Annotated in this window: 12 protein-coding genes; all 12 read right to left on the bottom strand. The window is 59.2% G+C overall.

Going from position 1 to position 12,317, the window contains the following annotated elements; all coding sequences use genetic code 11:
* Positions 1–42: 42 nt before the first annotated feature.
* The 12 genes from LB571_RS22825 to LB571_RS22770 all read right to left on the bottom strand — a co-directional run bounded on the left by LB571_RS22825 (position 43) and on the right by LB571_RS22770 (position 12,305).
* The gene (locus tag LB571_RS22825; protein ID WP_224526015.1) at positions 43–780 is read right to left on the bottom strand and encodes a polysaccharide biosynthesis/export family protein; all 738 of its coding nucleotides are present in this window, start codon (positions 778–780) and stop codon (positions 43–45) included.
* Positions 781–812: 32 nt separating this feature from the next.
* Complete coding sequence (locus LB571_RS22820; protein ID WP_140618677.1) at positions 813–1,625, bottom strand: tyrosine-protein phosphatase; 813 nt, start codon at positions 1,623–1,625, stop codon at positions 813–815.
* A gap of 125 nt (positions 1,626–1,750) precedes the next feature.
* On the bottom strand, positions 1,751–2,071 hold the full coding sequence (locus tag LB571_RS22815) for a hypothetical protein (RefSeq protein ID WP_140663240.1): 321 nt from the start codon (positions 2,069–2,071) through the stop codon (positions 1,751–1,753).
* Between the two features lie 310 nt (positions 2,072–2,381).
* Positions 2,382–2,870, bottom strand: a complete 489-nt coding sequence (locus LB571_RS22810) for a hypothetical protein (RefSeq protein WP_015318732.1) — start codon at positions 2,868–2,870, stop codon at positions 2,382–2,384.
* Positions 2,871–3,307: 437 nt separating this feature from the next.
* Positions 3,308–4,435, bottom strand: a complete 1,128-nt coding sequence (locus LB571_RS28880) for a glycosyltransferase family 4 protein (RefSeq protein WP_224598154.1) — start codon at positions 4,433–4,435, stop codon at positions 3,308–3,310.
* Between the two features lie 34 nt (positions 4,436–4,469).
* Positions 4,470–5,420, bottom strand: coding sequence for a glycosyltransferase family 4 protein (locus tag LB571_RS22800; RefSeq protein WP_224598152.1), 951 nt, complete (start codon positions 5,418–5,420; stop codon positions 4,470–4,472).
* 176 nt (positions 5,421–5,596) lie between these two features.
* Positions 5,597–6,931 (bottom strand): lipopolysaccharide biosynthesis protein, encoded by a 1,335-nt coding sequence (locus LB571_RS22795; RefSeq protein ID WP_263484554.1) that lies wholly within the window; start codon positions 6,929–6,931, stop codon positions 5,597–5,599.
* 4 nt (positions 6,932–6,935) lie between these two features.
* A complete protein-coding gene (locus LB571_RS22790; protein ID WP_224598146.1) occupies positions 6,936–8,180 on the bottom strand; it encodes a hypothetical protein in 1,245 nt (414 codons plus the stop codon).
* 129 nt (positions 8,181–8,309) lie between these two features.
* Positions 8,310–9,122 carry a class I SAM-dependent methyltransferase gene (locus LB571_RS22785; RefSeq protein WP_140663246.1) on the bottom strand — a complete coding sequence of 271 codons (813 nt, stop codon included), beginning with the start codon at positions 9,120–9,122 and terminating at the stop codon, positions 8,310–8,312.
* A 73-nt stretch (positions 9,123–9,195) separates the two neighbouring features.
* On the bottom strand, positions 9,196–10,437 hold the full coding sequence (locus tag LB571_RS22780; protein ID WP_140663247.1) for a glycosyltransferase: 1,242 nt from the start codon (positions 10,435–10,437) through the stop codon (positions 9,196–9,198).
* Positions 10,328–11,497, bottom strand: coding sequence for a glycosyltransferase (locus tag LB571_RS22775; RefSeq protein WP_140788303.1), 1,170 nt, complete (start codon positions 11,495–11,497; stop codon positions 10,328–10,330). The genes LB571_RS22780 and LB571_RS22775 overlap by 110 nt, the downstream gene beginning before the upstream one ends.
* Positions 11,498–11,609: 112 nt before the next feature.
* Positions 11,610–12,305 (bottom strand): class I SAM-dependent methyltransferase, encoded by a 696-nt coding sequence (locus tag LB571_RS22770; RefSeq protein WP_181166401.1) that lies wholly within the window; start codon positions 12,303–12,305, stop codon positions 11,610–11,612.
* Positions 12,306–12,317 lie beyond the last annotated feature (12 nt).

Below are 12,317 nucleotides of genomic sequence, written 5' to 3'. Positions count from 1 at the left end.
CGCAAACTCATCCTGGTTTGTCCGTGGCCGGCCGTGCCTGTCTTATGGAATGACCGCAATGCGGGCCGCGCTCGAGGCGAGACCCAACGCGTCCTTGAGATTGTTCATCGCGATTTTCGACTTCGAAGCGAAAACGACGATCACGTCGCCGCCGTAGATGCGCGGGTTGCGATTCTTGCCTGCGCGAATTTCCTCGACATTGTAGTTGGCGACCAGCCTGCTCTGGCCAAAATTGCGATAGACGAAGACCTTGCCGGCGTCGCCGACAGCATTGAATCCTCCGGCGAGTGCGATCGCATCCAGCAGGGAAGCGCTGCTGGACACCGGATAGATGCCTGCCCTGTTGACTTCGCCGTCGACCGTAATGCGCTGGCCTACCGATTCCTTCACGAAAATCGTCACGTCGGGCGATTGCAGATATTTTGCGCCGTACGCGGTCTCGATTTCCTTCTCGAGCTGACGAACGGTCTTGCCGGCCGCGGTCATCGCGCCAATGAGCGGAAGGGAAATCTGGCCGCTGGCATCGACCTGAACGGTCCTGTTCAAATTATCGACCTGGAAGACGCTGACTTCGAGCACGTCGTTGGCTGACAGCGGCTGCTCGCTGCCATTTTGCGTGTTTTGCGGCGCTGGCAGGTCTTTCACCACCTGCAGCGCACCACCGCCGGCAAGGGCCGTCGAAGACGATGTCGGTTGCAACGCTTCGACGGAGGCCGTCGATGATGTCGAAGAAGAGCTCGCGCAAGCAGAGAGTGCAAGCAACGCGGCCAGCGTCGGCATACCTGCATTGTTTCTGGCAAGATCGAAAATGTTCATCCCAGAGACCCGCTCTTGAACAGCCGACCCAATCCGCCGAAACGGCTCGCGCTGCCGGCATACAATTTCTTGGTGCTCACTTTTCCAATGGGCGCGAGCAGCTGATTCTGCAATATCGCGCCCGGGCGTTTCACCGCCATATTGTAGGCTTCATCTTCGCCGCACCGATTTGCGATGGCGACCACCGCCTGGGAAAGCCCCGGCCGACGCCTCGACGGGCCGTGCGCATCGGATGCGATGATGTCCACCCTGCCTTCGTCGAGCAGCTTTTCCGAGTAGTAGAGAGCGGTCCGGCCAAAGGCTCCTACGACCGAATCCGCCGTGAGCTGGATAAGGCAGCCCAATGCGTTCAATCGCTCGACTACGTCATAGTTCGATTTGATCCAGGTCAACCGTTCAGGATGGGTCAGGATCGGAATATAGCCCGCGCCAACGAGGCGGGAAGCGAGATCCTCGAGCCGCGGCGGCAAGATGTGATGCGGTGGCTCAAAGAGGAAATAGCGCGATCCGTTCAACGTCGGCACTTTGCCGAGCTTCAGCCGGTCGGGAAGATCAGGCGAAACATGAACGTCGGCGCCGACGTAGAGGACAAGCGGGATGCTGGCGCAAGCAAGTTCCCTGACCAGCGCCTCGACTGCCTGGGCAATATTTGTCGTGCCGTTCTCATAGACGCCGGGCATGACGTGCGGGGTGCACACCATATGCGTTGTCCCATCAGCCGCTGCCAGCCGCGCCATTTCGAGCGATTCAGCCAGACTGGAAGAGCCATCGTCGAGACCAGGCAGAATATGGGAATGCAGGTCAATCATTGGCGTTTCTGTCTGCATGGAGGCAAAGCGATGCCGCTGCCTCGACAAAATACAAACGCATCACCCGCATGGCGGCGAATGACGCATTTCACAAGCTTACGCAGAACAGGAACGCTGGGGACCGACTAGCGGCTGACGGCGTCATCGTCATCCTGCAGGCCGAGAAGAAGGGCCGCGCCACCGCCAATCGCACCGGCACCGAGGAGAACCGGCAAAACGCCGGGCTCGGAACCGGCCGGCACGACAGCGGCTTGCGGTGCATCGAACGACACGCACATACCGCCCTCGACAGCGTCGATCTGGACGGTCACATTCGCCGGAACGTCGAACCCGCAATTGGTGCCTACAACCAGGGAAGCCGAAGCCTGCGCCCCTGTCATGATGCGTGCGCCCGAATAGACCGGCGCCTCGCCATTCACACCGGCATAACCGCCAGCCTGTGACATCCGCACGTCACCCTGGACGTTGGTCAACTGGCCGACCACACTTCCCGAAACCGGTATGGCCGCAAGGCAGGAACACTGCGCTGCCTGTGCGAAAGCCGCGGACCCGGCAAACAAAACATTTCCCGCTGCGAGCGCTACAAAAGCAATAACAACTCCAACTCGACCCGTCATTTCCGCCCCATCGAAACCAGCTATTCCCCGCCAGGATCGCCCACACTATTTCAACAACTACTAATGCAATATAGTTAACGAACCCATCTAAAGACACTATCGGCGCGCCGCGGCCAATCACGGCAATGGGCCACAGCCTTCAACGGCTGACAGCGCTGTCGTCGTCCTGCGTGGCCGCAAGCACGCCGGTCGCAAGAAGCGCACCAGAAAAAATTCCCTCGGGCGGACCGAAACCGCCGACCGCTCCGCCAGACTGCTGGATGGCGGCGGTCTGCTCGGAGCCAACCAGCTTGAGGCAGATGTTGCCCTCGACGCGAGAGACATCCAGGCTCGAACTCGCCGGCACATCCAGGTTGCAGCCGCCAACGGCCACGGACGCCGACCCCTTGGCGCCGACCACCACACGACTGCCGGAATCAAGCATATTTCCTGCCTTGGCCGGGCCGTAGCCGGCGGCCTGCGACACCATCACATCGCCATTGACGGAAACAATGGATCCAACCGGATTTGACGCACCATGATAGGCAGTCGCGCAACTGCAAGATGCTTTCTGAGCAAATGCGGAAGCGGAACCGAAACCGACGGAAACAACAAATCCAACCACCACGGTTCTGACGATGAGATTCATTCGTTTTGCCCTTCTCTCGAAGCCGCTCCTTGGAACTTGCAAATCAAAAGTTTATGACATCAGCGCGTAACAGTTTTTTGCCACAATTCCAACCTGTTTCGCGCCGGCGCTAGAATTTTGACTTGCCTCGTGCCTTTGGGAGCTCACCACTTTAGCAATAGCGCATGAAAAGTTCTGATTATCGCCGGCGAATTTCAGATTACCCGAAAAACAATTGAGATATCCTTTGCCCCGTGACTGCGCGCGAGCGCTCCTGATCAGACTTGGCGAACGGGAAGGTGGTTCACCATCACCGATGCAGCCACGGCAGCTTGCGCCTGGTCGGACAATCGTGGACTGGCAGCGGCTCATGAAGCCCCGGCGATCGGCCGCTAAGACGGAAATAGATCCGGTGTCAGCCGGCTCACGGCCGAGAAGCGGAAGGCGATGGCCGCTCATCACGTGGCGGCAGCCGTAAGCTTCTCTATCTGATGCATGTAGCTCTCGACGACGATCGTTTCCGAAAACTGCCGTTCAACCTTTTTCCGGCTCTCGTTCCCCATCGCGTCCCTGGAGTGGCCGTCCATCGTCACGAAATCGATCATCCGTGCCGACAGGTCGCTGGCATCCCTGACCTTGCAAAGGAAACCGTTGACGGCATGGTCCACCACCTCCTTGCAACCGGGCACGTCCGTGGCGATCAGAGGTTTGCCCATCGCGGCCGCCTCGAGCAGTGAGCGTGGGGTACCCTCCCTGTAGGAAGGCAGGACGACACAATCGGCAGCGTCCAGGAAAGGGCGAACGTCGTCGGTGGCACCGAGATACTCGACCAAACCCTCGTCGACCCATTGCTCGATTTCGGCGCGGCTGACCGCGGTTCGGTTCTCGACATCGAGAAAGCCAAGGAGTTGGAAGCGCACCGCAGGCGCTTGGCGACGGACGAGGCGGGCAGCCTCGATGAACTCACCGACACCCTTGTCCCATAGCAGCCTAGCCACCAGCAGAAATACGATGGCACCGAACGGCGCGCGCTGGCGCGGCGACGGCGAGAAGCGCGCGAGATCGACGCCTGAGCCGGGCAGCAGCGCGGTCCGTTCCTTGCGCACGATGCGCGCGCCGACGAACAGCATCCGGTCGTCGTCGTTCTGAAAGAAGACCACCTTCGAACGGGCCAGCGCCAGGCGATAAAGGGCTTTGGCGATTCCCTGGAGAAGGCCGCCCTGGAGGAAGACAGTGCCGAGCCCTGAAACATTGTTTATGACCGGAATGCCATTCAGGTTTGCAGCCATCGAGCCGAACACGTTGGGCTTGATGGTGAAGCCTACGAACGCCAGCGGCTTCTCGCGGCGCAGGATAAGCCAGTAGCGCCACAGAAGCGCAAGGTCGCGAACAGGCGAGGTGCCGGAATTGTCGATTTCGATGTCGACGTGGCGGCAACCCATCCCTGGGATCAAGGATGAATACTCGTCCCTCGGCGCGACGACGACGACATCATAGCCGCGCCGCCGCAACGCCTCGATCAGGCCCTTGCGGAAATTGACTACGTTCCAGGACGTGTTGATCGAGATGACAATCTTCCTTCCCACCTCGGACCCCACTCCCCGCCCCTCCGGATGTCCTTCAGCTCATCGACGCGCGCGTCCGCCCGGTTCCAGTCCCAAAAGTCTCGAACAACCGCAAGATCACGTCATCATCCGCAACTGAAGAAATGCGCATGAAACATGCATCCCTTGCAAGCCGCAGGTCCTCGGGCCGGGCAATAAGCCCGGCAACCGCGCGAGCGATGTCTTGCGGGTCGTCTGGGTCAAAGTCGAACCCGGACCCCGGAGGGAGGTAATGCCTCGTGCCGCTGTCGCGCGACATCAATACGGCACATCCCGCCCAGGCGGCCTCGACGGGAGATACCGCGGCAGGTTCCGTACGCGAGGGCAATATCAAGAGATCATGGCTGGCATAGATCGAGATCATCCTGTCATGAGCTATGTTGTTTTGAAACCGAAGTCTGTCCGCCAGTCCAAGCGCTTGGGCCTCTTGCCGCAAGGCCTCACAAAAAGCCGCGTCGGAATGCGTCGCCTCCTCGCCGCACAACGTTATGGAGAATGGTGTGGACGCCGAGATCACCGCCAGTGCCCTCAGAAGCAAACTGTGCCCCTTTCGCTCCCGGTATTTTGCCACCATCAGGATTCGGGGCGGCGAATGCAACGGCCTGCCTCGCAGCGCTCCGATGCGGATCGGCTCGAAGGGATTTCCGAATGGCAGGGGCATGGCGCCTCCCGCACCGACGGAGCCAGGATTCGACGGGAGCCGTGACGTGAAGTGCGCAATCCCGAGTCGCCGAAAGACAGCTCTGCGGATCCATGTGCCGCTCCATGCCTGAGGCCTGACATTCTCCTGATCGTAGATAACCAGCTTGCGGCCTTGCAAAATCGCACACAACGCGGCGACCCTGCAGAACCATCGCGTCACGCCGCGCACGATCACCACATCGGGATTCTCGACCCGAAGATGTCTCCAGTAGGAAACAAGACCGGGAAAGGAAAAGGGCGAGTTTGGGATATCGCTCGGACCCATGTGCATAACTCTTCGTGACAGCGCCGATGGTGCCACTACATTGGGAGAAACAAGTGTGTAATTCTCCGTTGCCCCTGTTTCGACGACGTCGATTGCAACATGATGCCCGGCCGAGGTCAGTATGCGCACCCAAGGCACAACATTGGTGTGGTATCTTGGTAGGCAAAACAAGTATCTCAAACTGTCAGACCTGGGATATTTTCCGTGATTCGGATCTGCTTTTGCAGCAATAATTGCGAAACCACCATCATTGCCGTGTAGACCAGCGCCGATGCGATCAGACCGGCCCAGGCGATACCCGGAATTCCGATCCAGCCCGACAGGACGAACGAAAGCGGCAGGTAGACGATGAATGCCGACGCCATGATCTTGAGAAGCGGTTTTGTTCCGGCCAGAACCTGGATCAAAGGATTGAAATGCATTCCGGCCAGGCCGAGACACTCGGCCGCGAACAAGATAGCGAAAAGCAGCGAGGCATCGGCATAGGCCGAACCGGCGGCCAGAACCACGATGAATTTTTGCAGCACGACACCGCCCGCCGCCATGCCCGCGGCGACACATGCCGAGACCATCGTGATGCGGGCGTTCAGCCTGTTTAGGCGGGACGGAGATTCTTCGTTGGACAGTCTCGCGAGTTCGGGAAAGATCACCTGGTTCAAGGGCCCAGTCAGCCGGGACATCATCGTCGCCAGACGCGACGCCACGGAATAGGCGCCGGCGGCAACATCTCCTAAAAGACCGGCGACAAGGAACAAGGCTACATGTCGTCTAGCACTCACCAGGGTCGACAGCACACTGGTCCCGGCGGCCATGACAAGGAATGTCCAAAAGAAACGCCGCCTGGAACGGGAACGAAGCGGATTGAATAGCTTGATGTTCTCGCGTCGGGCATAGACAAGCAGCCGGACGAACAGAGCCAGATTGTAGAGCGCACCGATCGCCGCCAACACAGCCACATAGGCGATCAGAGGCGCTTCGATGGCCCAAAGGACGAGCGAGGCAACAACCACGGCAGCCCCCTGGGCGAGTTGATTGCCGGCAATGACGTCGTACCGCCCATTCAGGCGAAGCACGCCTTTGGGGGTGCCCGCGAGGCTGGCCAGCAAGGTGAGACTATAGATCAGCGCCAGAAGCCGATCCTGGTGGGATACGCCGATCGACTCCCCAAACAGCAGGACCCCACCAACCGCCACCGCAGTGGCGACAACGGCCGCCGAAACGTCGAGCGCGATCCCGCATGAAGCTGCCCGGCCAAGGCGCGAGCGGGACCTGGCGGACAGCCTGATGACAGGCTGCCAACTCTCAAACGTAGCGAGGCCGGAGATGAACGTGACATAGGCCTGGATTACGGCGAGGGTGCCAAAATCTCCGGGGCCGAGCGAGCGTGCATTGAGCGCCAACGCGATGACGGAACACAAAGCCGCCACTCCACTTGAGGATGTGGTCATGGTGACGTCCCGAGCGACCCTGCGCGCGCGTATCCATCCAGAAGGTTTGGCTATCGCCGTCATGTCCTCAGCCATGGTCCCGGCGCAGGCCCCGCACTCCCGCTTCCATCGCAGGCGCTTGCGGGAAGCACTTTCGATGGACATACACCAGCCCGAATATGAAAAGCGACACAAGGATGACCCGCTTGGCGGAGATGAACGCGCCGAGCAGTTCCTTGCGCTGGATGTAGAATGTGAGGTGGATGATCGCCACGATCAGACCAGACTTGAGCGTCGCGCTGCGCACGTTGCGGATTATTGCCTCGATGGCGACACAGACCAGGGAAAGAATAATGACGAGCAGCGGAAATCCGGCGTATCCGAAATTTGCATAGAACTCCGCCCAGATATTTGCCGCCACACCGCCACTGTAGCCCGGAAAAAGCAGCGGCTGGACCTGCTCGTTGTAAGTACAGCCATCCTTGCCGAAGACCGCATCCGAAAATGGAATGAAAGAAAGTGGCACCAACCAGAGATTGGAACAAGGCAAGGTGTAGTTATATTTTACGATAAGGTCCAAATGAGCCAATGTCACGAACTGCTCCAACCCGACAAGGGTGGAATCTGACAACTGGTCGAATTTTATTTTTTGGCCGACAAGCTCGAAATTCCCCGCCTTCACCGCGGAGTAGACAGACTTGTACACTGCCAGAAAAAAGAACGCTGAAAATCCGCCGATGACATACCGTTTTCTTATCATCATCAACGGAACATTCCTGTATCTTAGATACAGTAAAGATAGGATAGTTATCGCAACCGAGGATCTATGCCCAATATAGAGCGTTAAAATTAATCCTAGGCAGCTCAGGGCCATAACAAGCTTGGATTTCCTCCACCCGGCCAGAGCCCCAAAGACCACGCCGATGATACAGGCGTTGTAAAATATATACTGAAACCGACCAGTTGACGATAAAACATCCGCCTTAGACGCGGAGAAAAGTGCCGGGTTCGCAATCGAAATTCCGCCGAAAATAATGATCATCGCGATTATTATCAACGACTCTCCTTGGCTATCTCCCTCAATTTCGAAACTCTGGCGTCTCGGAACGAAGCCAACCATCGCCGCGGCGATGCAAACCATGGAAACGGCGATGGCATACCCCGTGCCCAAATCATATGTAAAATTATACTTCCTTCCGCCAACGTCAACGTACTGAAAGCCGCCGGCAAGAAATGGAACAAAATAAAGTAGGCTCGATATAAGCAAAAGCATTTGCGGCGTAAGCGCAAAGGGTGAAACCAGGTAATCTCTTCTGACGTCCCGCGCCTTCACCCTATTGCCTAGCTCCCAATATCCTCACGCCCGGCGGCTCACAAATCCGGCTGGTGTCTGCGGCCCTCCGAATGCCATCCGAGTGCGGTACGGCGGGCGACATGTCGTGCGGAACGGGCCTGCCGACACCTAGACCTCGGCCATGATTACATGGGCCTGAATTTTGGCGGCGACTTCACCGCTGCCGTGTCGGTCTGCGATGGCGGATGCCGCGTAATCGGTTGCAGCGTCCAGTTTTCCAGCTTCCCTGGCCTCGATTTCGGTGCGAAGAACAGTGCCTTGACAGTAGGCAACGGCCGGAAGGCGTGGCGAGGATGCGCGGCTCTGTTCGGCTCTCGTCTCGATCACCACTCGAGAGAAGCCTGCATCCTCTAGGTCGCGACGGATCAGCACCTTGTCGTGATAGCCGTGCGGCGTGCGTGCCAGGAAGCGCGGGGGATCGTCGGGAAAGATCCGTGCCAGAGCGTTGGTCACGTCATCGGCGAACACATTCTCCTCGATGCGATCCCATACATTGAACAAAAACCGTCCGCCGGGCTTCAGGACCCGCCTGGCTTCGCGATAAGCAGACGTGCGGTTCGGAAAGAACATCGCACCGAACTGACAACAGACAAGATCGAAGGCCGCATCTTCAAATGGCAGCGCCATCGCATCCGCTTGGCGCCACTCGATGCGGCTATCAGGAGTTTGTCGCGAAGCAGCGTAGTCGAGCATCGGCTGGTTTAGGTCGGTCACGACATAGCTTGCGTCGGGCGACAGTCTTGGCGCCAATGCGCGGGTGACGACCCCGGTGCCCGCGGCGATTTCCAGGACCGCGCCGGGCGATAGGGCCGCTGCTCGCCGCGCGATATCCGCAGCGAACGGCTCAAAGATCAAAGGCACCATGTAGCGGTCGTAGTTTTCCGGAATTGAGCCCGCGAACAGCTTGTCGGTTTCCAACATGACAATCCCCACCGTCTGCCTGATGACTCGCGAGCTTAACATATAATTGTCTGTTCCTGGTCGTTTCCGTGCGCTAGCCCTTGGCAGACAATCTTTCCCATAGCGCGCTGTATGCCCTTGCCATCCGCTCAACTGAAAAATCGGACGCGACGCGGTTGCGGCATGCCTGCTGTCTTGTCTCCCAGGATGGCGAGTCACGGTTTTCCAGAGCCATGTTTCTAATGGCGCGAGAAAGCGCGTCGGGATCCTGGCTCGGAACAACACATCCGGTGTTGCCGACAATCATGCCGATATCGCCGACATCCGTCGCTACGCAAGGCGTACCGCACGCCATGGCTTCGGCGACGACGTTAGGGAATGCCTCGCGCCTCGAGGCAAGGACATGGATGTCGAACGCACTCATGAGAGCGGCGACACCGTCGCTCGGACCAAGCAGCATCACCTTGTCGCGAACGCCGTAACGGTCCAGCAGTCCGGCAAGGTCGGTATTTTCAGGAGAGATTCCGGGGCCGGCGAGAATACATTTGAAAGGGAACTCGGCGCGCGCCGACAGCTTGGCCAAGGCAGCGGCGAGATTCCTGTGATCCTTGTCGGGATGCCAGCGGGCGACGCTTCCGATGACGAATTGGCCTTCCTCTATCGACCAGGCCCGGCGCAGCCGACTGCGCGCCCTCTCATCCGGCTCGAAGACAGCCAGATCATAACCGTTCGGAATTATCGTCCAGTTCGAAGCCGAGTAACCCGCGCTGATATGGCGCCGTGATGCCTGTTGCGAACAGCTCACGATCTGGGTCGGGACCACCCGGGATATGAGCGCGCAGGCCCGGTCCGCCGTCCGCGTGGCCAAGGGGGCGACAAGCGGATCCAGACCGGAATTGTGCATTCCCCAAACCACCAGCCGGATACCCGCAAGCCGAGACAGGACGCCTCCAACCAGATTTGCGTGGTACATCCAGCACTGGACGATATCAGGCGGATGGGCTGACAAGACACGCCGAAATGCCGCCAGCCCGCCGAGGCTTAGCCTTCCCTTCGGCATCGACAGACAGGTCAGGGGCACCCCCGCCTCCCGAAGCAGCGGGCCATATTTTCCTTCGTCGGAAAGCGAGACCACGGCGTGCGAATGAGTGTGCTCGGCCATGCAGAGACGGAACAAAGCCGCCTCAGCACCGCCATTGTGCAGCCCGGTGATGACATGCAGGACTTTAATCCGGGAGCTCCTTTCGGGTGGCGCTCGCCAGGCCCATACCCATCGCGAGCAGATACGCGTCAGCCACTTTTTCGACACTGAAATCCTGGGCTCGACGTCTGACATCGGGTGGGCTGATGTCATCGAGGCCGGCCAATATCGCGGCCGCGAAGGCTTGCACGTCGCCCACCGCGACAAGCCGCCCCCACTTGCCGTCCTCCAGGATTTCCGCTGGGCCGCTTTCGCAATTCGTGCTCACCACCCTGGCTCCGCAGGCCATGGCTTCGATAATCGTATTGGGAAAGCCCTCCCTTCGCGACGAATGGAGAAACAGCGCGGCGCGGTGCATCCACGGATACGGATTTTTCGAAAAGCCGACCAGGGCGACCGAGGAACGCAACTCGAGTTCATCGATCATCGTCTGCAGCGACGCGCGCAGCGGCCCTTCCCCCACAATCGCCAGTTTGACGGGTCGTTTCCTTACGACCTGTGAAAAGCTGCTAATCAGAGTGGCATGGTCCTTTGCGAAATCGAGGCGACCGACGGCGACCAGCAGGGACCTGCCGTCCTCGTCCGCGAACGGATGATCGATGGGCGCGCTGGCCTGTGCCTGAATGTGTTCTATATCCAACGGGTTGTGGATCACTTCGACAGAATTCGGGTCGAGCCCGATGCGCCTGATCAGATCGTCCGCAACGCCATGTGAGACGGCTATTATCCTGTCGGCATAACCGTATGTCATTCGCATGAGGAACGGCAGAAATCTCTCACGGATCAGTTTCGTATCCGCAAGGGTCCTGGACAGGTTGCTTCTCTCGGATATGACCGTACGCACCCCTTGCCGTGACAGGAAGGACGACACTATTGCCAGGATGTTCGCGTGAGGCAGCGCCGCCAGCATCACCCGCGGCTGCTCCGCCTTGACGTAGCGAATAAGGCCGGACAGGGAAAACAGCATGCGAGACGCCTGCAGATCCACTATCCTTATCGTGTCGGGAACCAGGGGAAGATATTCACCTATCGCACATCCAAGTACGAGATCCGTCACCAGCCCACGCCGATCGAATTCCCGGGCCAGGGTAAGCATCGCGCGCTCGGTGCCACCTGCCCGCAGCGAGGGGATGAAGACGGCGATCCGGGCATCCGGACCGCCCGGCGACTTTCTATCTTTCCTCGTTCGCTTCATCCGGTTCGAAGCCCGGTCGCCGCCATACCGCCTCGTTCGGCTCTAGCTCTCCCGTTGGAAATCAGGCGCAACCGGAAACGGGCCAGGACCGGCGGAGAATATCTTCGACGGATCACTGTTTTCGCCGAAAGACATAGGCATAGGTCTCCGCCGCATCCTTGCCGAGCAAGAGAGCGGTGATGCCAAGCCAGAGGCGCCAGGCTAGGAAAGCCGGCACGAAGGAATAGAAGTATGAACTTCTCCAGAACAGGCGCCGCTGGACAAGCTCCAGCCCATTTTGCGCCGCGATCCTTTCCACCTCGCTTGGCAGGCATTTGTCGTAGAAAGCCGGAAATCCGTCGTGACCCCTGCCTTTGTCGGGATAGATGGCAAACAGCAGCCGCCGCTTGATCCTCTCTGGCAAAATCAGGTTCAACCTGGCGAAAACGGCATTGCGTGACGGCGAGAAAATGGCAACCAAACCGCCCGGCTTGACGCAACTGGCGATGCCGCGAAGCGCGCCCTCTCCATCGCGAACATGTTCCAGGGTCGCCTGGCATATGACCAGATCAGCGTCCTGCCTTCCCTTGAACACGGTAAGGTCCGCCTCGATCTGCTCGTCATAGAGTCCATCGGGGGCCTTGGACAGTTCCTCGGCGGCGAGATCAAGCCCGACCACGACGAGCCCGAGGCACCGCTTCTGCGGCAGGCTGACGAGCGGTCTTGCGCCTCCACCCAGATCGTAGACCAATGTGTCCGGAGACAGCAGCGCCGGCGCGATTTCGGTCGCAAACGTGCTATTGCCGTCCGCGCGAAGGCGTGGCGGCAAGGCCCTGTCAAG

The organism is Mesorhizobium sp. BR1-1-4, from assembly GCF_020165375.1.
Classification (GTDB): domain Bacteria; phylum Pseudomonadota; class Alphaproteobacteria; order Rhizobiales; family Rhizobiaceae; genus Mesorhizobium; species Mesorhizobium australicum.
Note: the sequence above shows the minus strand (reverse complement) of the source record. Positions and strands in the feature narration are given on the sequence as shown.